27 protein-coding genes and 1 riboswitch are annotated in these 23,964 nt (G+C 59.8%); of the genes, 10 read left to right on the top strand and 17 right to left on the bottom strand.

Annotated elements, in window-relative coordinates; translation table 11 throughout:
* Positions 1 to 68: 68 nt before the first annotated feature.
* The gene (locus tag ACU0FH_RS06050) at positions 69 to 377 is read left to right on the top strand and encodes a hypothetical protein (RefSeq protein WP_446193799.1); all 309 of its coding nucleotides are present in this window, start codon (positions 69 to 71) and stop codon (positions 375 to 377) included.
* Positions 378 to 434: 57 nt separating this feature from the next.
* Here ACU0FH_RS06050 and ychF read toward each other — a convergent pair whose 3' ends face one another.
* Positions 435 to 1,532, bottom strand: coding sequence for a redox-regulated ATPase YchF (gene ychF / locus ACU0FH_RS06045; RefSeq protein ID WP_446193798.1), 1,098 nt, complete (start codon positions 1,530 to 1,532; stop codon positions 435 to 437).
* 188 nt (positions 1,533 to 1,720) lie between these two features.
* Between ychF and ACU0FH_RS06040 the strand changes: the two genes are divergently transcribed.
* The 3 genes from ACU0FH_RS06040 to ACU0FH_RS06030 all read left to right on the top strand — a co-directional run bounded on the left by ACU0FH_RS06040 (position 1,721) and on the right by ACU0FH_RS06030 (position 3,541).
* The gene (locus ACU0FH_RS06040) at positions 1,721 to 2,221 is read left to right on the top strand and encodes an acyloxyacyl hydrolase (protein ID WP_446193797.1); all 501 of its coding nucleotides are present in this window, start codon (positions 1,721 to 1,723) and stop codon (positions 2,219 to 2,221) included.
* A gap of 85 nt (positions 2,222 to 2,306) precedes the next feature.
* Positions 2,307 to 3,098, top strand: a complete 792-nt coding sequence (trpA, locus tag ACU0FH_RS06035; RefSeq protein WP_446193796.1) for a tryptophan synthase subunit alpha — start codon at positions 2,307 to 2,309, stop codon at positions 3,096 to 3,098.
* 95 nt (positions 3,099 to 3,193) lie between these two features.
* On the top strand, positions 3,194 to 3,541 hold the full coding sequence (locus tag ACU0FH_RS06030) for a hypothetical protein (RefSeq protein WP_446193795.1): 348 nt from the start codon (positions 3,194 to 3,196) through the stop codon (positions 3,539 to 3,541).
* 3 nt (positions 3,542 to 3,544) lie between these two features.
* Here ACU0FH_RS06030 and ACU0FH_RS06025 read toward each other — a convergent pair whose 3' ends face one another.
* Positions 3,545 to 3,982 carry a MaoC family dehydratase gene (locus ACU0FH_RS06025; RefSeq protein WP_238370735.1) on the bottom strand — a complete coding sequence of 146 codons (438 nt, stop codon included), beginning with the start codon at positions 3,980 to 3,982 and terminating at the stop codon, positions 3,545 to 3,547.
* Positions 3,983 to 4,112: 130 nt separating this feature from the next.
* Between ACU0FH_RS06025 and ACU0FH_RS06020 the strand changes: the two genes are divergently transcribed.
* Both ACU0FH_RS06020 and ACU0FH_RS06015 read left to right on the top strand, forming a co-directional pair.
* Positions 4,113 to 5,279, top strand: a complete 1,167-nt coding sequence (locus ACU0FH_RS06020) for an alpha-hydroxy acid oxidase (RefSeq protein WP_446193794.1) — start codon at positions 4,113 to 4,115, stop codon at positions 5,277 to 5,279.
* Positions 5,280 to 5,283: 4 nt separating this feature from the next.
* On the top strand, positions 5,284 to 5,904 hold the full coding sequence (locus ACU0FH_RS06015; RefSeq protein WP_446193793.1) for a hypothetical protein: 621 nt from the start codon (positions 5,284 to 5,286) through the stop codon (positions 5,902 to 5,904).
* On the opposite strand, the gene ACU0FH_RS06010 is transcribed toward ACU0FH_RS06015, so the two are convergent.
* A complete protein-coding gene (locus ACU0FH_RS06010; protein WP_446193792.1) occupies positions 5,864 to 7,072 on the bottom strand; it encodes an MFS transporter in 1,209 nt (402 codons plus the stop codon). The two genes, ACU0FH_RS06015 and ACU0FH_RS06010, sit on opposite strands and share 41 nt — an antisense overlap.
* Positions 7,073 to 7,173: 101 nt before the next feature.
* Between ACU0FH_RS06010 and ACU0FH_RS06005 the strand changes: the two genes are divergently transcribed.
* The 4 genes from ACU0FH_RS06005 (at position 7,174) to ACU0FH_RS05990 (ending at position 10,245) form a co-directional block, all read left to right on the top strand.
* The gene (locus tag ACU0FH_RS06005) at positions 7,174 to 7,818 is read left to right on the top strand and encodes a 50S ribosomal protein L25/general stress protein Ctc (RefSeq protein WP_238370731.1); all 645 of its coding nucleotides are present in this window, start codon (positions 7,174 to 7,176) and stop codon (positions 7,816 to 7,818) included.
* Positions 7,819 to 7,965: 147 nt separating this feature from the next.
* Positions 7,966 to 8,655: an aminoacyl-tRNA hydrolase gene (pth, locus tag ACU0FH_RS06000; protein ID WP_446193791.1), complete on the top strand. Its 690-nt coding sequence runs from the start codon at positions 7,966 to 7,968 to the stop codon at positions 8,653 to 8,655.
* A gap of 2 nt (positions 8,656 to 8,657) precedes the next feature.
* Complete coding sequence (locus ACU0FH_RS05995) at positions 8,658 to 9,695, top strand: DUF2332 domain-containing protein (RefSeq protein ID WP_446194156.1); 1,038 nt, start codon at positions 8,658 to 8,660, stop codon at positions 9,693 to 9,695.
* Positions 9,696 to 9,864: 169 nt separating this feature from the next.
* On the top strand, positions 9,865 to 10,245 hold the full coding sequence (locus ACU0FH_RS05990) for a DUF2237 family protein (RefSeq protein WP_446194155.1): 381 nt from the start codon (positions 9,865 to 9,867) through the stop codon (positions 10,243 to 10,245).
* Positions 10,246 to 10,254: 9 nt separating this feature from the next.
* On the opposite strand, the gene ACU0FH_RS05985 is transcribed toward ACU0FH_RS05990, so the two are convergent.
* The 14 genes from ACU0FH_RS05985 to ybeY all read right to left on the bottom strand — a co-directional run bounded on the left by ACU0FH_RS05985 (position 10,255) and on the right by ybeY (position 23,957).
* The gene (locus tag ACU0FH_RS05985; RefSeq protein ID WP_446193790.1) at positions 10,255 to 11,091 is read right to left on the bottom strand and encodes a hypothetical protein; all 837 of its coding nucleotides are present in this window, start codon (positions 11,089 to 11,091) and stop codon (positions 10,255 to 10,257) included.
* 169 nt (positions 11,092 to 11,260) lie between these two features.
* Positions 11,261 to 12,499, bottom strand: a complete 1,239-nt coding sequence (gene trpB / locus ACU0FH_RS05980; protein ID WP_238370728.1) for a tryptophan synthase subunit beta — start codon at positions 12,497 to 12,499, stop codon at positions 11,261 to 11,263.
* A gap of 73 nt (positions 12,500 to 12,572) precedes the next feature.
* On the bottom strand, positions 12,573 to 13,214 hold the full coding sequence (locus tag ACU0FH_RS05975; protein WP_446193789.1) for a phosphoribosylanthranilate isomerase: 642 nt from the start codon (positions 13,212 to 13,214) through the stop codon (positions 12,573 to 12,575).
* A 49-nt stretch (positions 13,215 to 13,263) separates the two neighbouring features.
* Positions 13,264 to 13,605, bottom strand: coding sequence for a lipopolysaccharide assembly protein LapA domain-containing protein (locus ACU0FH_RS05970; protein ID WP_446193788.1), 342 nt, complete (start codon positions 13,603 to 13,605; stop codon positions 13,264 to 13,266).
* A gap of 4 nt (positions 13,606 to 13,609) precedes the next feature.
* Positions 13,610 to 13,891, bottom strand: coding sequence for an integration host factor subunit beta (gene ihfB / locus ACU0FH_RS05965; protein WP_088632130.1), 282 nt, complete (start codon positions 13,889 to 13,891; stop codon positions 13,610 to 13,612).
* A gap of 356 nt (positions 13,892 to 14,247) precedes the next feature.
* Entirely contained in the window at positions 14,248 to 15,927 is a 1,680-nt protein-coding gene (gene rpsA / locus ACU0FH_RS05960) for a 30S ribosomal protein S1 (RefSeq protein WP_198952215.1), read from the bottom strand.
* Between the two features lie 263 nt (positions 15,928 to 16,190).
* Positions 16,191 to 16,796 (bottom strand): (d)CMP kinase, encoded by a 606-nt coding sequence (gene cmk / locus ACU0FH_RS05955; RefSeq protein WP_446193787.1) that lies wholly within the window; start codon positions 16,794 to 16,796, stop codon positions 16,191 to 16,193.
* Positions 16,793 to 18,154 carry a 3-phosphoshikimate 1-carboxyvinyltransferase gene (aroA, locus tag ACU0FH_RS05950; protein WP_446193786.1) on the bottom strand — a complete coding sequence of 454 codons (1,362 nt, stop codon included), beginning with the start codon at positions 18,152 to 18,154 and terminating at the stop codon, positions 16,793 to 16,795. Before aroA ends, cmk begins: the two co-directional genes overlap by 4 nt.
* A 137-nt stretch (positions 18,155 to 18,291) precedes the next feature.
* The gene (gene trmB, locus ACU0FH_RS05945) at positions 18,292 to 18,993 is read right to left on the bottom strand and encodes a tRNA (guanine(46)-N(7))-methyltransferase TrmB (RefSeq protein ID WP_446193785.1); all 702 of its coding nucleotides are present in this window, start codon (positions 18,991 to 18,993) and stop codon (positions 18,292 to 18,294) included.
* Positions 18,994 to 19,036: 43 nt separating this feature from the next.
* Positions 19,037 to 19,693 carry an ATP-dependent Clp protease proteolytic subunit gene (locus ACU0FH_RS05940; protein ID WP_446193784.1) on the bottom strand — a complete coding sequence of 219 codons (657 nt, stop codon included), beginning with the start codon at positions 19,691 to 19,693 and terminating at the stop codon, positions 19,037 to 19,039.
* A 57-nt stretch (positions 19,694 to 19,750) separates the two neighbouring features.
* On the bottom strand, positions 19,751 to 20,932 hold the full coding sequence (gene metK, locus ACU0FH_RS05935) for a methionine adenosyltransferase (protein ID WP_238370721.1): 1,182 nt from the start codon (positions 20,930 to 20,932) through the stop codon (positions 19,751 to 19,753).
* Between the two features lie 5 nt (positions 20,933 to 20,937).
* Positions 20,938 to 20,986, bottom strand: a riboswitch (SAM-SAH riboswitch).
* A gap of 31 nt (positions 20,987 to 21,017) precedes the next feature.
* Positions 21,018 to 22,523 carry an apolipoprotein N-acyltransferase gene (gene lnt, locus ACU0FH_RS05930; protein ID WP_446193783.1) on the bottom strand — a complete coding sequence of 502 codons (1,506 nt, stop codon included), beginning with the start codon at positions 22,521 to 22,523 and terminating at the stop codon, positions 21,018 to 21,020.
* The gene (locus ACU0FH_RS05925) at positions 22,520 to 23,422 is read right to left on the bottom strand and encodes a hemolysin family protein (protein WP_238370719.1); all 903 of its coding nucleotides are present in this window, start codon (positions 23,420 to 23,422) and stop codon (positions 22,520 to 22,522) included. The genes lnt and ACU0FH_RS05925 overlap by 4 nt, the downstream gene beginning before the upstream one ends.
* 34 nt (positions 23,423 to 23,456) lie before the next feature.
* Positions 23,457 to 23,957 carry an rRNA maturation RNase YbeY gene (ybeY, locus tag ACU0FH_RS05920; protein ID WP_446193782.1) on the bottom strand — a complete coding sequence of 167 codons (501 nt, stop codon included), beginning with the start codon at positions 23,955 to 23,957 and terminating at the stop codon, positions 23,457 to 23,459.
* Positions 23,958 to 23,964 lie beyond the last annotated feature (7 nt).

Genomic DNA, 23,964 nt, shown 5'->3' with positions numbered 1-23,964 from the left:
ATCCGTTCATTTCCTGCCAGCGGGGCTGATGCAGCACACGTTGGCAGACGAATTGAAAGGAAACGAAGATGAAACCGAATCTGAAAATTGCCGCCCTCGCAGGTATCACTGCAATCGCAGCGTCGACCGGTATCGCACAGGCAGATGCCATCGCGGAACACTCGCGCTACAACGCCGGTGATCCGGCCGCAGCAGGGCAGAGCCACGATCAGGATCGCTCGTACGAAAGTGACAGCGCTATGCGGAATTCGATCGAAGATGCGACCCGGGTGCAAGTTCCCGAATCCCAGCAGCCGTTCCGACGCGGGCTCGACCAGTCCGACTCCGCCCTGGAGATCGACACCACCCGTAACCCCGTGGAATACGGCCCCCGGTAATTCCGGCCCCACCCACAGGCATGCACATAGCCCATACGGGCTGTGTGCATAATTTTTTCAGTTATTGAAAAGGAAGTGCAGGACGTCGCCGTCCTTGACGGTATATCCCTTGCCTTCAGCGCGCATCTTGCCCGCTTCTTTTGCGGGCTGTTCGCCTCCGAGCGAGACGAAATCGTCATAGGCGATGGTCTCGGCCCGGATGAAACCCTTCTCGAAGTCTCCGTGGATCACACCGGCAGCCTGCGGCGCCATGGTGCCCTTGCGGATCGTCCAGGCGCGCGCCTCTTTCGGACCGACGGTGAAATATGTCTCAAGGTGCAGGAGTTCGTAGCCCGCGCGGATCAGGCGGTCGAGCCCGGCCTCTTGGAGCCCCATCTCTTCGAGGAACATCTGCGCTTCCTCGTCTTCGAGCTGGCTGATCTCCTCCTCGATCCGGGCCGAGATAACCACGTGCGAATTGCCCTGTGCCGCTGCCATTTCAGCAACGCGGGCGGAATGGTCGTTGCCCTCGGCGGCTTCTTCCTCGGAGACGTTACAGACGTAGAGCACCGGCTTGGTGGTCAGAAGCTGCAGCATTTTCCAGGCCTTGGCGTCTTCTTCGTCGACCGCGACAGTGCGCGCGGGCTTGCCTTCTTCGAGCGCGGCCTTGGCGGCTTCCATCAGGCGCTGCTGCTGAACGGCTTCCTTGTCGCCGCCACGGACCTTGCGCACGATGTTCTGCAACCGCTTTTCGATGGATTCCAGATCGGCGAGCATCAGTTCGGTTTCGATGGTTTCGGCATCGGCGACCGGATCGACACGGCCTTCGACATGGGTCACGTCACCGTCTTCGAAACAACGCAGTACGTGTGCAATGGCGTCGGTTTCGCGGATGTTCGCGAGGAACTGGTTGCCGAGCCCTTCACCCTTGGACGCGCCTTTCACCAGACCGGCGATGTCAACAAAGGTCATCCGCGTCGGGATGATCGATTTCGACTTGGCAATCTCCGCGAGCTTGTCGAGCCGCGCATCCGGTACGGCGACCTCGCCCACGTTCGGCTCGATCGTGCAAAACGGGAAGTTCGCCGCCTGCGCCGCCGCCGTCCGCGTCAGCGCATTGAACAACGTGGATTTGCCGACATTCGGCAATCCGACGATACCCATCTTGAATCCCATTGACGTTCTCCTGTCAGATTTGCGCCGCTTCTAGCAGCCCAAGCCGCAAGCGCAAGCAGGGCTGCGCGAAAGACGAGATTGAACCAATCGGTTCGTTACCGCGTTAAGAGTTTTGGAAGCGCCGGTGATAGCCGTCAGATGCCAGATCGGGGCTCTTTCACCGCAACACTCAAATTGAAGTCAAGAAAATGAAGAAAGTTCTGAGAGTATCCGGCCTTGTTTTGCCGGTCATGATCCTTTTTGCCCCGATGGCCAGCGCCCAATCCGTGACATTCGGTCTTGGCTATTCGGATTTCAGCAATGAAATCTCGAGAGATACGGCTACCGTCGATCTCGAATACCACCACACCCCGTTTTACGAAGGTGAAGTCGCCAGCTATTCGTGGGGTGGCAACGCCCGGATTACGGGTGCGGGCGATTTCTTTGTCGGGGCGGGGATCGTCGCCAACTGGTCGCTGGCGAACGACTGGTTCATCGAAGGCAGCCTTATGCCAGGGTATTATGACGAAGACATGCCGGTGAACCAGCTTGGCGGGCATTTCTTTTTCCGCTCGCTTATCGGTGTCGGCAAACGGTTCGAGTCAGGCAACAGCATGTCCCTTGGGCTGTCGCATATCTCCAATGCCTCGATCCGCGATTTCAACCCCGGTGTTAATACGCTCAGCCTGCGCTACACGGTTGCATTCTGACGCGGCGGTGTCGGACGGGGACATGGTGCATTGATTTCCCCCTGCAGTTTTGGCATGGCAGACCGACAGATAAAGGAACGCGCCCATGACCCGTATCGACGCCAAATTCGCCACGCTCCGCGACGCGGGGAAGAAAGCATTCGTGGCCTATGTAATGGCGGGCGATCCGGACTTCGAAACCTCGCTGGAGATCGTGAAGGGCCTGCCGGGTGCCGGTGTGGATATTATCGAGCTGGGCCTGCCTTTTACCGACCCGATGGCGGACGGCCCGACGATCCAGCTTGCCGGGCAGCGCGCGCTTGAAGGCGGCATGACGCTGAACCGCACGCTTGAGCTTGCCCGCAAGTTCCGGGAAGGCGATGACACGACCCCGATCGTGATGATGGGCTATTACAACCCGATCTATTCACGCGGCGTGAGCACCTTTCTGGAACAGGCCAAAGAGGCCGGGATCGACGGGCTGATCATCGTGGACCTGCCGCCCGAGGAAGATGACGAGCTGTGCCTGCCCGCGCAGAAGGCCGGTCTCAACTTTATCCGGCTTGCCACGCCAACCACCGATGATGCGCGCCTGCCCAAGGTGCTCGAGAACACATCGGGGTTTGTCTATTATGTGTCGATCACCGGGATCACCGGCTCGGCCGAGGCGCAGTCCGCCGATGTCGGGCCCGAAGTCGCACGGATCAAGGCGGGAACCGATCTGCCGGTCATCGTGGGTTTCGGGATCAAGACGCCGGAACAATCGCGGGCGATTGCCGAAGTGGCCGATGGCTCGGTCGTAGGGTCGGCCATCGTTGACCAGATCGAAAAGGGCAAGCCCGTTAACGAAGTGCTGGCTTTTGTTAAGTCCTTGGCCGACGGGGCACATTCGGCCTGAATATTGCCCTGAAATTACCCGCTCAGGGTCAACGGTAGGCCATTCGGCCCCGGCATTGTCGCGGAAGCTTGCACAGTTTCCGGATCGGAATGCCTATGTTCAAAGTTGCCTGGCTTGTCGGATTGCTCACCCTTGCGGGGCTTGCTCCGGCTTCGGCCCAGACCCGCGCCTATTTCGATGAAGAGGCACAGGCCCTGCAATGCGCGGCCTATTTTTCCTATACGTCGCTTGTGCTTGAAAGGCGCGGGCTGATCACGCAACGCCGCGCCCAAGAAGGCGCGTTACAGGCCACGACGATCCTTGGTCGTCACGTGAGCGGCACCTATTCGCAAAAGCGCAAAGCCTTTGTGGCGGTGCTGTCGCAACTGCCGCGCGCCGAGGGTGACCTGATCGAGGAATCGATCCGATACTACAACTGGTGCAGCGAGCGTTTTCTGGGCTGAGCCCTAACTGCGCCGCTTGAGCATATGGGTCGAATGATAGGACGAGACCAGATCGTCGTTCTGGTTGAGAATATTGTACTGCACGTCGACGAACCCCCGGTCGGGCTTTGACTTGGACGCTTTCGACGCGGTAACCTCCGCCTCGACCCGCAGGGTATCGCCCGCGTAGACGGGTTTGATCCAGCGCACTTCGGACATACCGGGCGACCCCATAGAGCTTTCGGACCAGTCGCTTGCCTCGAGCGTCAGGTTGAAAGCCGTCAGTATCGTGTGGAAACCGCTGGCGATCAGACCGCCATAGACCGATTTCTTCGCAGCCTCTTCATCAACATGGAAGGGCTGGTTGTCCCATTGCTTCGCGAACTCGATGATTTCCTCGGCCGTGAGCGTTTTGGATCCGGTGGTGTAACGTTTGCCCAGCGGCATATCGTCGAAGAACATCTGACTCTCCTGCTTCCTGTTCTGCGCGACTATGGCGCAGTGCACATCGTTCGACCAGTTCGTTTGGCCGCTTGAGTAAGCCCCGGCGCGTTGGTACTGCTTCCGGGTGCTTAGCAAGGAGGGCGCGGAAATGCCGGTCATTACGAATATTCAGGATCTCAAACGGATCTATGAACGCCGGGTTCCGCGGATGTTCTTTGACTACACCGAAAGCGGCAGCTGGACCGAGCAGACTTTCCGCGAGAATTCCTCGGACTTTGAGCAGATCCGGCTGCGCCAGAAAGTCGCCGTGGACATGTCGAACCGGTCGACAGCCGGCACGGTGATTGGCCAGAAGATGACCATGCCGGTGGCGCTCGCGCCGGTTGGACTGACGGGCATGCAGCACGCCGATGGCGAGATGAAGGCGGCCCGGGCGGCGCAGAAATTCGGCGTGCCCTATACGCTGTCGACCATGTCGATCAATTCGATCGAGGACGTGGCCGAGCATATCTCGGGACCGTTCTGGTTCCAGCTTTATACGATGAAGGACACGGATTACACCTCGCGCCTGATCCAGCGGGCCAAGGACGCGGGCTGTTCCGCACTCGTCATTACGCTGGACCTGCAGTTATTGGGGCAGCGGCACAAAGATCTCAAGAACGGTCTCTCCGCCCCGCCGAAACTGACGCCGAGGACAATTGCCAACCTTGCGACGAAATGGGGCTGGGGCATCGAGATGCTGAGCGCCAAACGGCGGTCCTTTGGGAATATCGTTGGCCATGTGGACGGCATCGACGATCCGGCCTCGCTGGGGGCGTGGACCGCAGAGCAGTTCGATCTGACGCTTGATTGGGACAAGATCGGCAAGCTGATGGAGCAATGGGGCGGCAAGGTCATCCTCAAGGGCATTCTCGATCCCGAAGATGCCAAAATGGCGGTCAAAGTGGGTGCCGATGCCATTGTGGTGTCCAACCACGGCGGGCGGCAGCTTGACGGTGCGCTGAGTTCGATCCGGATGCTGACACCGATCCTTGATGCGGTCGGCGGCGATATCGAGGTGATCCTCGACAGCGGTATCCGGTCAGGTCAGGACGTGCTCAAGGCGCTGGCCATGGGGGCAAACGGCACGATGATCGGGCGGTCGTACATCTACGGCCTTGGCGCGATGGGGCAAAAGGGCGTGACCACGGCGCTTGAGATCATCCGCAAGGAACTGGACATGACCATGGCGCTCTGCGGTGAAACCAATGTCGCCAATCTGGGCCGCCATAACCTGCTTATTCCGGAAGGGTTCGAAGGGCGCTGGCAGGACTGATCCGTTGCTGGTCTTCTCGCCTCAGTCGCTGGTTTTCATCGCGGTGCCGAAAACCGGCACCACGGCGATCGAGATGGCGCTGAAGCCGAAGGCCGACATCATCTTTACCAAGCGGCGCAAGCATATTTCAGCGCAGCGGTTCCATGCGCGGATCGCACCGTTTCTCGAGACCGAATTCGGCATGCGCCCGGACCGGTTCGCGGTCATCCGCGAGCCGGAGGAGCAGATCCGAAGCTGGTATCGCTATCGCGCTCGACAGGCGAAGAAGGGCAGCGCATTCAGCACGGAGGGGATCAGCTTTGACCAGTTCGTGCGCGAGGTGATCTCGGACGATCCGCCCGAATATGCGGGGATTGGCAGCCAGTTCGCGATGCTGACCTCGCTGAAGGGTCGCGTGTTGATCACCGATCTCTTTGCCCATGAAAAGCCGGTCGGGCTGTTGAACTTCCTCGCCGAGCGGTTCGGCGAACCGGTAAAGCCCGGCGTCAAGAACGTCTCGCCCGAGGTACCGGCGGAGCTGGAAGAGGCCACACGGCGTAAACTACGTGCCGCGCGGGCGGCGGAGTTCGACCTTTACGCGCGGGTCATGGATGCGGGTGGGCACCTGCGGAGCGCCCTCCCCTGAGCCGCCGGTTCATCGCGGGGACCAGCACGGCAGCGACCAGCAAAAGCATTATCGCCAGCAGCAGGAAAGAGGCGCGAAGACCGTAGAGATCGGCGGTCAGCCCCATCATGCTGGGACCGAAGAGAAACGCCCCATAGCCCACGACCGAAGCCCGGCCGATTGCGGCGACCCGGTCGGATTGCGGGACGACCCGCCCGATGAGCGCCATGGAGATCGGCACGACCACCGAGACGCCAAGACCGAGGATCGCAAAACCAAGGTAAGCGACGGTGAGTGTTGGCGCGAGCGCCGCCGTCGCGGTTCCGATGGCCGCAATGGTGCATGCGGCGGCGATGATCACCGTTTCCGACAGACGCGCCGCCACGGATTGGCCGATGATCCGACCGATACCCATCGTCACGCCCAGCACGGCCGGTCCCAGCGCCCCTTGCGCCGCCCCACCACCCAGTGTGCGTTCGAGATGAAGGGCGGACCAGCCCTCGACCGCCTGTTCGGCCATGAAACCGGCAAGGAATACAAGACCGGCAAGCCAGACGATCACCCGGCCCGCTGCCGCCGACAGCGCGGGTTCTCCAGCGGTGTGGCGATGCGGAGCGACCATCAGGAAGCACAAGGTCCAGATTACGGCGGCGACGATGCAGAAAACCTGCACGGGCGTGAAACCCGCCTCTCGCGCCATGCCGGTTACCAGCGCGGCTCCGGCGAAAGAAAAGGAATAAACCGCGTGATTGAGGTTCATCAGCGGCCGCCCGCGCTGTGCCTCTGATTCGGCGATACGCGTGTTCAGCAGGATATCCGCAATTCCCGAAGCGGCGGCGGTCAGGAACATGCCGAAAGTGAATACCGAGATCAAGCTGCTGAAGGATACGAACAGCATGCAGGCGATCATCGCCGCGCTGCTGAGCGCGAGGGACAGGGCACCCAGCCGGCGATCCACCAGCGGCGCCAGCCACATGGCGCTGATCGCGCCGATGCTGGAGACAAGAAAAGAAGCCCCATAGGCAGCGTCGCTCGCCCCGATCTGGGCCTTGATCACCGGCACCTGCGCTGCGAAACAGCCCCAGACCAGCGCCATCGCCACAAAGCCGAGCGCGGGCGCGCGGCTGATCCGGATATCTTCGACAAGTCCCATGTTCTGCCACTTGTCACGCGGTTCAGCTATGCGCAAGGAAAAGCTCTTTTCAAGACAGCGACTCTGGTCTATACGCGCGGCTTCACGCGGGGTGACAGCCTTGGAGGCACCCTGCCCTTACAAATTGGAGAATTGATATGGCTGGAGAGATTCCTGATCTCGTAGCCCAGGAACGGACGGGGACAGGCAAGGGCGCCGCTCGTCAGGCACGCCGTGATGGCATGGTTCCCGGGATTGTATTCGGTGGCGACAACGACCCGCTGCCCATCAACATTCCTTTCAACGAGCTGTTTCACAAGCTCAAAGCCGGACGTTTCAAGGCGACCCTGTTCAACATGAAAGTCGAAGGCCATGACGACGTGCGCGTCATCTGCCGCGACGTTCAGCGGGACATCGTCAAAGACCTGCCGACCCATGTCGATTTCATGCGTCTGCGCCGGACCACCAAGATCAACCTGTTCATCCCGGTTGAAGTCGTGGGCGAAGAAAACTGCCCCGGTCTGCGCAAGGGCGGCGTTCTGTCGCTGGTCCGTCCCGAAGTCGAACTGGTCGTGACCGCGGGCGATATCCCCGATCACATCACCATCGACGTCTCCGGTCTGAACATTGGCGACTCGATTACCATCTCTTCGGTCGACCTGCCTCAGGGCGCAAAGCCGACCATCGACCGTGACTTTGTGATTGCAAACATCTCGGCACCGTCGGGCCTGCGTGCCGCGGATGACGAAGAAGAAGAAGTTGCAGCAGACGAAGTCGAAGCGATCGAGGTCAACGACGATTGATCCTTTCGAGGGACAGTAAGGACGATCACGGGGCTCCCATAGGGGGCCCCTTTTTCATTTGGACGCATGGCCAACTTTGACCCAATGGCTGGAACATCCGGCCAATTCCGGGCATTAACTGGTCGTGGAACGTCAACGGAGACAGCGATGAAACTGATCGTGGGGCTGGGCAATCCCGGCGCGAAATACGCTCGCAACCGCCATAACATCGGGTTCATGGCCGTCGACCGGATTGCCGAGGATCAGGGGTTTTCGCCGTGGAAGCCCAAATTTCAGGGCGCAATCGCCGAAGGTCGGCTGGGCAGCGACAAGGTGTTGCTGCTCAAGCCTGAAACCTACATGAACAATTCGGGCCAGTCGGTCGGAGAGGCGATGCGTTTTTTCAAGCTGACGCCTGACGATGTGATCGTTTTGCATGACGAGATCGACCTTGCCCCGGCAAAGGTGCGGGTCAAGCAGGGCGGTGGACATGCGGGCCACAACGGGTTGCGGTCGATCCATGCCCATATTGGCGCCGAATACGCCCGGGTCAGGCTTGGCGTAGGCCACCCGGGCCGCAAGGAACTTGTGCCCGCCTATGTGCTGCATGACTTTGCCAAGGCCGATGAAGACTGGCTCGACGATGTTCTGCGCGGAATTTCGGATGGCGCGGCGTCGCTGGCGGACGGAGATTTCGGCAAGTTCATGAACGCGGTTTCCCTGCGGGTCGCACCGCCCCGGTCATCCAATAGTGCCAAGCCAAAGGTCGAATCCGCCCCCGCCAAGAAAGCTCCCGAACCCGAGGACACGGCGCCCGAAAAAACGCCGCTGCAGAAGCTTATGGAAAAATTCAGGTGAGGATGCCTGCGGCACTGCGCACGCAGGCCCGGTCCTGCCATGCGCTGGGGTCGGATTTCATGGGCCGGATGCTGGTCCTGCTTGCCGATAACTGGCCCAGTCAGGGGAAGATCGCCGAGCTTTGTGAGGGGTGGCCGGATGATCTTGGACCGAATGCCGCCTCGCTGCCCCTGCGGCTTGCAGGCGGGCTGCATGCGCTTGTGCTGACCTCGGCAGATGACGCCTTGCGCGCTGCCTATCCGCCGAACAATGTATCCGACAAGGCGCTGCTGGACGCGGTGCTTGCCGCGATGAAACGGCACGAGGGTTTTCTCATCGATTGGATGCAGAGCGCGCCTCAGACCAACGAAGTTCGCCGCTCTGCCGCAATGATTGCCGCCGCACATTGGGTTGGAGGCGAACACCCCCTGCCCCTGATGACAAGCGAGCTGGGCGCAAGCGCGGGGCTGAACCTGATGTGGGATCGCTATGCGCTCGAGGTGACGGAAGGGCGACTTGGGCCGGCTGACCCTGCGCTGGTGCTAACACCCGACTGGAAGGGAGACCTTCCCGCAGCCGCGAATATCGAGGTTACGGATCGCGCGGGCGTCGATCTCAACCCGCTTGATGTTAAGGACCCCGAGCAGGTCACACGGTTGCTGGCCTATCTCTGGCCGGACCAACCGCATCGCGCCAAATTGACACGCGCCGCCATTGGCGTGCAGTCGGGGACCGTTGCTCGTGGTGATGCAATCGACTGGCTGAGCGACCGGCTGGATGCCCAGCCGGAAGGTTGTCTTCACCTGATTTACCACACGGTGGCTTGGCAGTATTTCCCGGCAGCAGCTCAGGCGCGGGGACGGGCGATGATCGAGGCGGCCGGAGCAGTCGCAACCGCGTCGAAACCGCTGGCATGGTTTCGTATGGAGAGTGACGATGATCCGGAAGGGCGCGGCGGTGCGTTGCTGTCGCTTCGCCTCTGGCCAGGCGACAAGCACCTCACCCTTGGGCGCGCCGATTTTCACGGGCGCTGGATTGACTGGAATCCGATTGAAACCTGACTTTATACCAGTAGATCGGCAAAACTTGGCCGCACTATTATTAATGCTTCGAAATAAGCCCTAATTGATTCTTTCTCTCGCTTGGCGGGGCGGCTTTAAGAAGCCACTTAATGCTGTTATTATGATTTCTAGGTACGAGCTGCATTGTTTCATTGAGAGGGTGGCAGAAATGGAACCGGACGAGAAACTGAACGTATTGGGCGAGCCTCTTACGCCATGTTCCTTCAAGCCGGTGACCGGTTTCTTTCGGGACGGGCATTGCAATACATGTGCGGAAGATCAGGGGATTCATACGGTCTGCGCAGAGATGACCGAGGAATTTCTTGCCTATTCCAAATATGTTGGCAACGACCTGTCCACACCACGTCCGGAATTCCGTTTCGAGGGGCTTAAACCCGGAGATCAGTGGTGTCTTTGCGCTGGGCGCTTCCTGCAAGCGGCCGACGAAGGCTGCGCACCAAATGTGAATTTGGCAGCCACGCACAAGCGCACGCTTGAGGTTGTTTCAATGGAAATGCTGGAAATGCACAGTTCCGAAAAATCGAAATAACGGGATTCATTACTGGGGAATTTGTGCGCAATCCAATTGATCGGCGCGGGAAAACACTCTCTCCCCGATAACTGCCCGCTGGCCGCATAATGACATCTTGCAACCGCCATCTACGTCGATCAGGCGCAATCCGCTTTCGGGCGTCACCGTAATTTCAATCCGGCATTGCGCGCCCTGGAAATCTTCCTGGTAGACCCAGCCACCGGGCATCGGACCTACCGGACCGAGCGCCCCGCAGAAATGACCGTTTGCGCCAAGGCTGTCGAATTCGAACTCGCCATGTCCCGCATTATCGACGCGAAGCCGGAGCGAGGCGTTGTCCGTAACATAGCAATACCCGGTCAGGGCACCGCCTGACGGGGCAGAAGCGGCGGTGCAGGGTATTTGCGAAAGGCGCCATCCCGGTCCCGCGATATCGTCGATCTTCCAGAAACCATCCTCGGGGATAAAGTCATAGACGATCTCGGCCGGTGTTCCGAAATTGCTGAACTGAGCCGTTACGCTAAGAGCCTGGTCATCCCCCTCCGCCGTCGTTTGGAGGGTCCGGGCAATTTCGGCCGCGTCGAAATCATTGCCGGGAATCTCGGGGGCGAAATCGATGCAGGCGCTGGCGAGATCGTCGCCGTATGTATCGTTCGCATTGAACAGGGTGACCATGCGATTGGTCATGTACTGCGCGCGTCGCTCGGGCGCCCGGAAATACGCGAACCCTTTCTGCTCGGCCGATCCCGGCTGGGAAAGCGAGGTGTAGATCCAGCGCACGGTATCTTCGGGGCTTTGCGCGGCAACTGAACCGGCAGCAATGACCGTTGCCCAGAGAAACAGAATGAAAACATTGAAACGCATGGTTCGCCTCCCGCTGTCGAGGTTAGGTTAACCGGCCTTCACATCCTCTGCCAAATGCAATTCGGGGGCTGGTCTGGCTTTTCCCTGCCTGCGAAGCAAGTGGCACGAACAAGAAAGCCCGGCAACAGGCGTGCCGGGCTATGAATTGCTCAGGAAAAGGACTTGGGTATCAGTCCTTTTCTTCCATCTCGAAACCAAGCGCGGCGGCGACAGTGAAGATGTCCTTGTCGCCACGACCGCACATGTTCATCACGATGACATGGTCAGCAGGCAGATCCGGGGCGATCTTGGTCACGTGGGCCAGCGCATGGCTGGGTTCCAGCGCAGGAATGATGCCTTCGAGCGTGCAGCAAAGCTGGAACGCCTCAAGCGCTTCCTTGTCAGTGATCGAGACGTATTGCGCGCGCCCTACATCATGCAGCCAAGAGTGCTCGGGGCCGATACCGGGATAGTCGAGCCCCGCAGAGATCGAAAAGCCTTCGAGGATCTGGCCATCGTCGTCCTGCAAGAGGTAAGTACGGTTGCCGTGAAGCACGCCGGGACGCCCGCCGGTCAGCGAGGCGCAATGCTCCATCTTGTCGTTCACACCCTTACCACCGGCTTCGACGCCGATAATATTGACCTCATCATCGTCGAGGAAGGGATAGAACAGGCCCATGGCGTTCGACCCGCCACCGATCGCGGCGACAACCGTATCGGGGAGACGGCCTTCTCCCTCGGCCTCGGCCAGTTGCCAGCGAACTTCCTTGCCGATAATCGACTGGAAATCGCGGACCATCGCCGGATATGGGTGCGGCCCGGCGACCGTACCGATGCAGTAAAAGGTGTCGCGGACATTGGTCACCCAGTCGCGCAGCGCGTCGTTCATCGCGTCCTTGAGCGTGCCGCGGCCGGATGTGACGGGGATCACCTCGGCCCCCAACAGACGCATGCGGAAGACATTGGGCTTTTGCCGTTCCACGTCATGCGCACCCATGTAGACCACGCATTTCAGACCGAACTTGGCGCAGACTGTCGCGGTCGCGACGCCATGCTGACCTGCGCCGGTTTCAGCGATGATCCGGGTCTTGCCCATGCGGCGGGCAAGGATGATTTGCCCCAGCACGTTGTTGATCTTGTGCGCGCCGGTATGGTTCAGCTCGTCCCGCTTCATGTAGATCTTGGCGCCGCCCAGATGTTCGGTCAGACGCTCTGCATGGTAGAGCGGGCTCGGACGCCCGACATAGTGGGTCCAGAGATCGTCCATCTCGTCCCAGAACGACTGGTCCGTCTTGGCTTTTTCGTATTCCGCTTCAAGGCTCAGGATAAGCGGCATCAGGGTTTCCGAGACGAAACGGCCACCGAACTTGCCGAAACGGCCATTTTCGTCAGGGCCGGTCATGAAGGAATTGAAAAGATCGTCAGGCATTTGCGGACCCTCATTTCTATGCTTTGTTCCACATAAACGCCGTGCCCCGGCATTGCCAGCGGGAATCGGCCGTTCAGGCGGTGCGGACGGCTTCTGCAAAGGACTGCATCAGGGCGGAATCCTTGATGCCCGGGGCGGTTTCGATGCCCGAAGAAACATCGACCTGACGCGCCCCGGTCAGACGCATCGCCTCGGCGACATTTGCTTCGGTCAGCCCTCCGGCCAGCATCCACGGCACTGGCCAGCGGCGGCCAGCGATCAGACGCCAGTCGAAAGCAAGCCCGTTACCACCTGGCAGCGTTGCGTCTTTTGGCGGTTTGGCGTCCACGAGAACCTGATCGGCGACACGGAGGTAGGTGTCGAGCGTTTCTAGGTCTTCCGGACCTGCGACGCCCACGGCCTTCATCACCGGCAGGCCATAGCGCTGCTTGATCTCGGCGAGACGCTTGGGCGTCTCTTTGCCGTGCAGTTGCAACATATCGATGGGCACGGTTTCGGTGATCTGGTCCAGCAGCTCGTCATCCGCGTTAACCACAAGCGCGACCTTGGCGATCCCCTCGGGAACCTGCGCCGCGATCGGCGCGGCGTCCTCGGGCGTCAGATAGCGCGGAGACGGCGGGAAAAAGACAAAGCCGACGTAAGCGGCCCCGGCCTCTACAGCCGCGCTGACGTCGACGGGCGTGCGCAGCCCGCAGAATTTCATTCGGGTATTCATGCTACGTGCTTATCCGCGCCGGGCGGGATTTGAAAGCGGTCGGTGGGCGCTATTCCAGCAGGGCCAGAACTTCGTCCTTTTCCTTGTGCTTGTCTTTCTTGAGGCGGTCGACCTCGCGCGCCAGTTTCTGGGCTTCGCGCGATTTCACAGTTGCCTCGCGGCGATGCTTGTGTTCGCGCAGCCATTCCCAGATGAAACCGATGACCAGCCCGGCCACCACACCGCCAAGAACGACGACGAACAGCGGCAGCGTGATCGACCATTCGAGACCAAGGAAGGTCGCGAGTTCGTCGGGCATGAGTTTCAACTCGACCAGACCGCGGTTGGCCAGAGAGACAGAAATCAGCAGGATCGCAATCGCGGCAAGCACGATATAGCGGACGTAACGCATTTATTTACTTTCCGTTCAGACGGTCACGAAGCAACTTGCCCGTTTTGAAAAAGGGCACGTGCTTCTCTTCTACATGAACCGTTTCGCCTGTTCTCGGGTTGCGGCCAACCCTAGAATCCCGTTTTTTGACAGAAAACGCGCCAAAACCGCGAAGTTCAACCCGATCGCCCCGGGCCATCGCCTCGGTGACCTCTTCGAAGACCGTGTTCACAATCCGCTCCACGTCGCGCTGATAGAGGTGCGGATTCTCATCAGCGATTTTCTGTATCAATTCTGACCGGATCATTTTTGCGCCCCTCCCAAGGCATCTTTTTCGAGCAGTCGGATTCGCAAGATCTATTGGAGCATTGAATATGTATTTAGACCAGAACTATCAGAATATGAAAGAAATTTTCGGCGGGTTAACACCAATGGATGCCTGCGGAGGCTGGTCCGTCGACCGATTCCGCACAGGTTGTTCTGAAATTTCAGCGTTTCCGCGAACCACGTTCAGACGATTCGGCTGCGGCGATACTTGACCAAGTTAACCAATTTACACCTTTCCGATCCGGAAAGGACGGCAGGCGCGCAAAGAAAAACCCCGCCACCTTTCGGCAGCGGGGTTCGATTTTGTCAGCGTAAGCTTGTGCTTTCGTGTGAGGCTTACTCGTCGCCCTTGAGCGCTGCGCCGAGAATGTCGCCGAGCGACGCGCCGGAGTCGGACGAACCGTACTGTTCGACGGCTTCTTTCTCTTCCGCGATCTCGCGTGCTTTGATCGAAAGGCCCAGACGACGGGTCTTGCTGTCCACGTTGGTCACGCGCACATCGACCTTGTCGCCAACCGAGAAACGCTCGGGGCGCTGTTCGGCACGGTCGCGGGACAGGTCGGAGCGGCGGATGAAGGATTTCATGCCTTCATATTCCACTTCGATGCCACCGTCTTCGATCGAGGTGACGTTCACGGTCACGATCGAGCCACGCTTTACGCCGCCAACCGCTTCGGCGAACTTGTCACCGCCGAGGTTCTTGATCGAGAGCGAGATACGCTCTTTCTCGACGTCGACTTCGGAGACAACGGCCTGAACCATGTCGCCCTTGCGATAGTTCTGGATCGCGTCTTCGCCACGCTCGTCCCAGGACAGGTCGGAGAGGTGAACCATGCCGTCGATGTCGCCTTCGAGGCCGATGAACAGACCGAATTCGGTGATGTTCTTGACTTCGCCTTCGACTTCGGTGCCCTCGGGGTGAGTTTCTGCAAACACTTCCCACGGGTTGCGCATGGTCTGCTTGAGACCAAGGCTGACACGGCGCTTGGACGGATCGATTTCCAGAACCATGACCTCAACCTCTTGCGAGGTGGACACGATCTTGCCCGGATGGACGTTCTTCTTGGTCCAGGACATTTCGGAAACGTGGACCAGACCTTCGACGCCCGGCTCCAGTTCGACGAACGCACCGTAATCGGTGATGTTCGTGACGCGGCCCATGTGGACAGAGGACAGCGGGTACTTGGCGCCGACCAGATCCCACGGATCTTCCTGAAGCTGCTTCATGCCGAGGCTGATGCGGTGCGTGTCCTTGTTGATCTTGATGACCTGAACCTTGACGGTTTCGCCGATCTGCAGGATCTCGGAAGGATGGTTCACACGGCGCCATGCCATGTCGGTCACGTGCAGCAGGCCGTCTACGCCGCCAAGATCAACAAACGCACCGTATTCGGTGATGTTTTTGACCACCCCGTCGACTGCCTGACCTTCGGTGAGGTTGCCGATGACTTCGGCGCGCTGTTCGGCACGGGACTCTTCGAGGATCGCGCGGCGCGACACAACGATGTTGCCACGGCGACGGTCCATCTTGAGAACCTGGAACGGCTGCTTGAGACCCATCAGCGGGCCAGCGTCGCGCACGGGGCGCACATCGACCTGCGAACCGGGCAGGAATGCAACGGCACCGCCCAGATCGACGGTGAAACCGCCTTTGACGCGGCCAAAGATCGCGCCTTCGACACGCTCTTCGTTTGCATAGGCTTTTTCGAGACGATCCCAGGCTTCTTCGCGGCGGGCCATTTCGCGGCTGATGACCGCTTCGCCCTTGGCGTTTTCGACCTGACGCAGGAAGACTTCGACTTCGTCGCCTACGCTGATGTCGGGTGCTTCACCGGGATTTGCGAATTCTTTGAGTTCGACGCGGCCTTCCATCTTGTAGCCTACGTCGATGATGGCTTGGCCCGCTTCGATCGCGATGACCTTGCCTTTGACAACCGAACCCTCGTCCGGCGTGTCCATTTCGAAGCTTTCGTTAAGGAGGGCTTCGAATTCCTCCATCGATGTATCTTGAGCCATGTGGTCTCAGGTTTCCTTTTCTTCGGTTTTGACTGGCCGCGCGGTTGTCTCCGCCGGTCTTGGGATTGGTCGGACGGTCCACAAAGAGAAATAGGGCCGGTAGTCTCCGACCCTGCCTGTATTTCTGCTCTGCGGCGTGATTTCGCCTTTTGTGACCCGCGCGCTATACAGGATGCTAGCGGGTTTTGGCAAGGGCCAGCTGCATGCGGCCCTCGTATCGGCGAAAACTGCCGGAGAATTTGCGTTTGGTCAGGTCGAACGCGTCAGAGACGCTGTTCCACCTGCGCTGCCGCTGCTGCGACTGCATCCTCGATGCTGAGCGTACTGGTATCGATCAAAAGCGCATCTGCGGCAGGTTTCAGCGGCGCCTCGGCGCGGTTCATGTCCCGCTCATCGCGGGCCTTCACATCCGCGAGGACCTGTTCATAGGTCGTTTCGCTGCCGCTATCCTGCAACTCCGCGAAACGCCGCTGCGCCCGTACCTCGGCACTTGCGGTGACAAAAAGCTTCACCTCGGCTTCGGGGCAGATCACGGTGCCGATATCCCGCCCGTCCAGCACAGCGCCACCTTCGCGCCGCGCGAAATCGCGCTGGAACTGGGTTAGCGCCGAGCGGACGTCGGCAATGACCGCGACCCTGCTGGCCGCTTGCGCGACCTCGGCGGTCCGCAGGTTGCTGGCCAGCAGATCATCGGGTTGCAATTTCTCCGCTGCCTCCACGGCGCCGAAACCGCGAAGCGTGCGTGCGCCTACTGCTCGGTACAAAAGCCCTGTGTCCAGATGCGCCAGTCCGAAACGTGCGGCGATTGCCTTTGAGATCGTGCCCTTGCCCGCGGCGGCAGGGCCATCGATCGCGACGGTAAAAATCATGCCGCATCCTTGTTTACACGGTGGATGGACGCGCCAAGGTCCGACATCAGCGGCTCGAAAATCGGGAAGGACGTGGCAATCGGGGCGCCGTCATCGACCGAAACCGCAGCTTTTGCGGCCATGCCGAGAACAAGGAAGGACATGGCGATCCGGTGATCCAGATGGCTCTGGCAAGTTGCGCCACCGGTGACCATGCCCGGCCCCATTCCGGTGACCGACCACCAATCGTCGCCCTCTTCGACATCGACTCCGCAGTCCCGCAACCCCGTCGCCATCGCGTCGATCCGGTCGCTTTCCTTGACGCGCAACTCCTTTACGCCCCGCATCATGGTGATACCGCTGGCATTGGCCGCAACGACGGAGAGGATCGGGTATTCGTCGATCATGCTGGCGGCCCGTTCCGGGGGAACGTGGATCCCCTTCATGTCGGGCGAAAAACGCGCGCGGAGATCGGCAACCGGCTCGCCGCCTTCTTCGCGTTCGTTTTCATAGGTCAGGTTTGCCCCCATTTCGCGCAAGGTAGTGAACAACCCGGCGCGGGTCGGGTTCAGACCGATACCGGGGATCAGCACGTCCGAGCCGGGAACGATCAGCGCCGCACAGACCGGGAAGGCGGCGCTCGACGGGTCGCGAGGCACGACAATGGTCTGGGGCTTTAGTTCAGGCTGACCGGTGAGGGTGATCACGCGGCCTTTTTCTGTTTCCTCGGTGGTTACCTCGGCGCCGAAACCGACCAGCATCCGTTCCGTATGGTCTCGGGTTGCTTCCTTTTCAGTGACAACCGTTTTGCCCGGGGCGTTCAGACCGGCAAGAAGCACGGCCGATTTTACCTGAGCCGATGGCATCGGCACGGTGTAATTTACCGGTACGGGGTCTGCCGCCCCGACGATTGTCATTGGCAACCGCCCCCCTGCCCGGCCGACGGACTGCGCCCCGAACAGCGAGATCGGATCTGTGATGCGTGCCATCGGCCGCTTGTTCAAGCTCGCGTCGCCGGTGAAGGTCGCCGAAATCGGGGAGGTCGCCATGGCGCCCATGATCAGCCGGACGCCGGTACCCGAATTGCCGCAGTCGATGACCTTATCCGGTTCGGCGAAACCACCTACACCCACGCCGAACACGCTCCAGCTGCCATCGTCGTGGCGGGTCACCTCGGCACCAAAAGCCCGCATGGCCTTGGCCGTGTCGAGCACATCTTCGCCTTCGAGAAGGCCGGTGATCTTCGTTTCACCCACTGCCATTGCGCCAAGGATCAGCGATCGATGAGAGATCGACTTGTCACCCGGCACATCAGCCGTGCCGGCCAGCGGACCGCAGGGGACCGATGTCATGGGAATGGGGGTGCCGTGTGCGGACATGCCTACCTCGCCTGTTTTGTCGGCGAGGTTGTAAACCACCCTTGATCCAGCGTCCATCGCTGGAAGTCAGGGATGTCGGCAGTCCTAAAGTTTCAATCTGACCAAGATGAAGAAGATGTGCGTAAAGGCGACAGCGCTCAGGTCTTGCGGAAGGTCAGATAATGCGGCGTCCGGCCTTCGCGCAGGGCTTTTTGTTCGTACCGTGTCGAAAGCCAGTCCGCCCAGGGGGTTCGCCAGTCACCCGGCGCTTCCGCCAGCCACTCGAACCCGGCCTGCGGAACTTCCTCGAGCGTCTGGCGCACGTAATCGGGGATATCGGTCGCCACCCTGAATTCCGCGCCGGGCTTGAGTACGCGCGCAAGCGGGACAAGATGTTCCTGCGTGACAAAGCGACGGCGATGATGCCGTGCCTTGGGCCAGGGGTCGGGATAAAGAAGAAACGCCTTGGAGATGCTCTGATCCGGCAAAACGTCGAAAAGATCACGCACATCACCGGGATGCACGGCAAGATTTTCGACACCTGCGCGGCGAATCTTGCCCAAGAGCATCGCGACGCCGTTGATATAAGGTTCTGCCCCGATGATCCCGATATCGCGATTTTCGCTGGCCTGATGGACGAGGTGTTCGCCACCGCCAAAGCCGACCTCGAGCCAGACGGGTTTGCCATCGAAAAGCGCTGAAAGATCAAGGTTGTTCCGAGACGGGTTTTCATCCCATCCAACCGGCCCGGGTGACAGGGCAGAGAGGTCTTCGTCCAGATAGGTCTTTTGACTCTTCTTGAGAGACTTGCCTTTCAGGCGACCATAAAAGTTTCGGCGGGGGCGTTCGGGATGCGTCATGCGCGCTGCTCTAGCCGAGGTGCAGGCGCAGGGCAATGACGGGTTATTCGGTGAGGACACCGGCCTCGAGCAGTTCCGTCCGGTAGGGGCGCCACATTTCAGCCTGCGGGTTGCGGATGGTTTCAATGGCAAAGGCCGGATCCACCCCGCGCGAGGTGATGTACTTGAGATGCGCGTACATCTCATCCTGCGTGTCGAGATACATCCACGCCGCGAAATCGTAGGGCGTAGCCCAGCCTTGCTCCCCCCTTTCGCGGTCGTAATATGAGGCGATGTTCTCGGCCGACCAGAAAATCTGGTGAAAGCCGATCCGCGATCCGCGCGACATGGTCCGGTTTTTGCCGGCAAGAAAGATCGTCACACAGGAACTGTCGCAATCGCCGTGAACATGCGTATCGAGGCCAAAATCGATGATGATGTCGCTGATCTGTTGCGCCGCATAGACCGACCCGCCAGAGGAATTGATCTGCAAACGGCGGATGGATTCATCTGAACGCAGGATCTTGAGGAGGGTCTCTACGTCATCTGAGGTGATGCCGGCAGGCTCATCCGCGCCTGTGGATTCGGTATCATAAATAAGCGTTACGTCGGAGAGCGTGAATTTGGACGGGAAACTTGGTTCTGCCTGTTCCGCTAACACGGGATGCGCGCCAAGCCAGAGCGCGAAGACCGTGACCGCGATTTGCGCGAGGTACAACATGGCGAAAACCTCAGAGGAGGTTCGGGCAGATCTCCCGCCCGAACCTTTTTATCAATGTCAGATCGCACTCTTGAGAGCGTCAACCAGATCGGTTTTCTCCCAAGAGAAACCGCCATCCGCATCCGGTTCGCGGCCAAAGTGACCATATGCGGCGGTGCGCTGGTAGATCGGCTTGTTAAGCTGCAGCTTTTCGCGAATGCCGCGCGGCGTCAGGCTCATGACCTTACGGACGGCTTTTTCGATATCCGCCGGAGCGACCTCACCCGTACCATGCGTTTCCGCGTAGATCGAAAGCGGTTCGGAAACCCCGATCGCGTAGGAAAGCTGGATCGTGCATTTGTCGGCCATGCCCGCGGCGACGACGTTCTTGGCGAGATAACGCGCGGCATAAGCGGCGGATCGGTCCACCTTGGTCGGATCCTTGCCGGAGAACGCACCGCCACCATGCGGCGCAGCGCCGCCATAGGTGTCGACGATGATCTTGCGCCCTGTCAGACCGGCGTCGCCATCGGGTCCGCCGATCACGAACTTGCCCGTCGGATTGACGTGCCAGATCGTTTCATCGGTCAGCCAGCCATCGGGCAGGACTTCGGTGATGTAGGGTTCGACAATCGCGCGGATGTCGTCAGAGTTCAGGTCGGGATCCAAATGCTGGGTCGACAGAACGAGCGAATGAATGCCAACCGGCTTGCCGTTTTCGTAGCGAACGGACAACTGGCTTTTGGCGTCGGGGCCAAGCGCCGGTTCGGTGCCGTTCTTGCGGACCTCGGCCAGCCGGCGCAAAATCGCGTGGCTGAACTGGATCGGCGCGGGCATGAGAGCATCGGTCTCATTGGTCGCGAACCCGAACATGATGCCCTGGTCGCCAGCACCTTCGTCCTTGTTGTCGGACGCATCGACGCCCTGCGCGATATGCGCAGACTGTTCATGCAAAAGGTTGGTGATTTCGCAGGTTTCCCAGTGGAACTTGTCCTGCTCGTAGCCGATGTCCTTGATACAGTCGCGGGCGATGCCCTCGATCCGTTCCATGTAGTCCTTGAGCTTGTCCTGATCGGACAGTCCCACTTCGCCACCGATCACGACCCGGTTCGTGGTGGCAAAAGTTTCGGCCGCGACTCTCGCTTCGGCCTCCTCGGAGAGGAATGCGTCGAGCACCGCATCGGAGATACGGTCACAAACCTTGTCAGGGTGTCCCTCGGAAACGGATTCCGAAGTGAAAATATAGTTATCGCGTGCCATGAAAGCGCTCCATTGATCATTCACCATCACGTCAGGAAGCCGTTGTGATGGGCTTTGAGAGGGTTACGCGGCTGCGAGCGCGCGGTCAATCTTTCTTGAGCGCTTTTATAAAGACACTTCGTATAGAAACCCCGACAATCCCCAAAAGCGTCACAAAAAGCGCCAGTAAGTCTCCGGTTCTGCTGTAAAAACTGGGTTCAAGCGGATTTGGAAGCGGCAGGTCGATGTATCCGGCAGTCCCCAGCGGGAGGCTTCCGATTATCCTGCCATAAGGGTCGATCATGGCAGAAACCCCGGTATTGGCCACGCGGATCATTGGCAAACCCTGTTCGGCGGCCCGCATGCGCGCCTGCGCGAGATGCTGATAAGGACCGGATCCGGACCCGAACCACGCGTCATTCGTGACCTGCAAAAGGAAACTCGCCCTGCCCTCTGCGCGGTTCACGTCCTGGGGAAATACTGCTTCGTAGCAGATCAGGGGGAGCGCTTTGCCCAAGCTGCCGAAATCGAGCAGTTCGGGACCCGGGCCCGACTTCATGCCGCCAGCCGAGATGTCGGCAATGGCCTGAATCCCGAGACCGTCAAGCAGCCCGCCGAACGGTATATATTCCCCGAATGGCACCAGATGATGCTTGTCATACACCTGCGCAATGTCGCCAGCCTGATCGAAGTAGGCCAGCGAATTGTAGAACCCCACCTCGTCCGGCCGCAACAGCCCGATGGCAAGCGGCACACCCGCCGCTGCCTGTTCGAGTTCGGCAAACGGATCTTCGACACCATAGACATAACTGCTTAGTGACGCCTCGGGCCAGACGATCAAATCGGGGCGAGGCCCGGCAGCGGTATATTCGATCTGCCGGTTGAAAAACACCGGCATGAAGTCGGGATCCCATTTCTGGTCCTGCGGCGCATTCGGCTGCACAAGACGCACGGTCTTGCCGGTCATTTTGGTTTCCTGTGGCAGCGCGACGATCAAGGTCGCAACCAGCAAGGCCAGCCCGGGCAGTAACCCGAGGAACCGACGCGGCCCCGGAGCGGCAATCAGGCTTAGCGACAACGCCACGAACAATGTGATCAGCGTAAGCCCCTGCGGGCCGGTCCAAGCCAGCAGCGGCAGCACGGGTGTACTGGCCCAGATCTGTGCCGGCGCGGCCCATGGAAACCCGGTGAGGAAATAGCCGCGTGCGATTTCCGCCAGCGTCCAGAACAGGATCAACAAGCCTGTCCGGGTCGGCCCACTGCCCGAGAAAAGCTGCGCAAGGCCGAAAGCGAGGGCCCAGAACAAGGAAAGCCCCCCAGCCATGGAAATCAGCGCGAAAGGGGCGAGCCATGCGTCACGGGCCGCGTCCACAAAGAACGGCTCGACAATCCACGAAAGCGCGAGCGCGAAGTAGCCTGTGCCGTAGGCCCAGCCGATCCAAGCTGCGCGCCAGAATCCACCGCCGTGCTTAATCAGGAACGGCACCGCTGCGACAGAAACAAGCGTCAGTGGCCAGACCTCATAGGGTGCAAGCCCCAGCGCCGCGACGAGACCGATCATCGCCGCCAAAGCCATGCGCAGCAGCAGAGGCGACGATTTCAGAATTGTCATGCAGTCTTGCCAGGCAACCGTACTCGGAGACGCTTGATACGGCGCGGGTCAGCGTCGACCACTTCGAACTCGGGACCGTCGGGATGCGACACGACTTCGCCCCGCGTCGGCACACGACCCGAGAGCATGAATACGAGACCGCCAAGCGTATCGATCTCTTCCTCGTCAACCTCTTCGTGATCGGTCAGCGACTGGCCTATCTCGGCCTCGAATTCCTCAAGCGGAGTCTTGGCAAGCGCGATGTACTGACCGGGCTTTTCCTTGACCCAGGTCTTGTCTTCATCGGTATCGTGCTCATCCTCGATCTCGCCCACGACCTGTTCGATCAGATCTTCGATGGTGACGAGCCCATCCACACCGCCATATTCGTCGATCACAAGCGCCATGTGGCGCCGTTCCGTCTGCATCTTGGTCAGAAGGACGCCAATAGGCATTGAGGGAGGCACAAACAGCAGAGGCCGCAGCATGGAGTCGAGATCGAACTCTGTCGTCCCGCCGTTAAAGCCGTGGATCAAGGCAAAGTCCTTTAAATGGACGAAACCGGTCGGTGTATCCAGCGTGCCTTCGTAGACCGGAATCCGTGTCATGCCGGTATCGCGGAAGATGCTGACCAGATCGTCCTTGGATATGGTATTCGGCACGGCGACGATTTCAGCCGTTGGGATAGCCACATCCTCGACGCGCATCCGGCGGAGATTCATCAGCCCGCGTGGCGCCTCGGAAAGCGGTCCTCGCCCTGCAAGAAGCAGGGACTCCTCTTCTTCGGATGGTGAAAAAACCTCGAGAATACGACCGAAAAATCCTGTCCGTTCCTCGGGCTGGTCCTCGGTGTGGTGGTCTTCATCTGTCTCGGGAAGCGCGCGTTGCGCCGCGTTAGAACTGCCTTCTATGTCGCCCATCTGTCCTTATCCGAAAAAGGCCGTATAAGCCCAATTAATCGCTATATGGGTCATCCAACCCCAATCTGCCAAGTATAGTTGTTTCGAGGCCTTCCATCAACGTGGCATCCCCGTCACGGATGTGATCATAGCCCAACAAATGCAAAAGTCCGTGAAGAACCAGATGCGTGCTATGGGCACTCAGCGATTTTCCGCTTTCCGCAGCCTCGCGCGCACATGTTTCATAGGCAATCGCGATGTCGCCGAGCGCCATCTCGCCTGTGATGTCAGGCTCGGGTAAATCAGGTTTTTCGCCCTCGCGCTCGGGTGCCAGTTCCGCAATCGGCCAGCTCAACACGTTCGTGGGCTGGCTCTTGTCGCGAAATTCGGCATTTAGCACGGCAATGCGCGCATCGTCGCAAGCCAGCAGCGTGATTTCGCAGATATCCGGGTCGAGGCCTAGATAAGCCAGCGCCTCGGCGCTCACTTTCTCCGCAATATCCTCCAGACCGAGATCATTCCAACGCGAATCTTCCGTCACCACCTCTACAGGCATCCAAACC

The sequence above is a fragment of the Heliomarina sp. genome (assembly GCF_052826185.1).
Note: the sequence above shows the minus strand (reverse complement) of the source record. Positions and strands in the feature narration are given on the sequence as shown.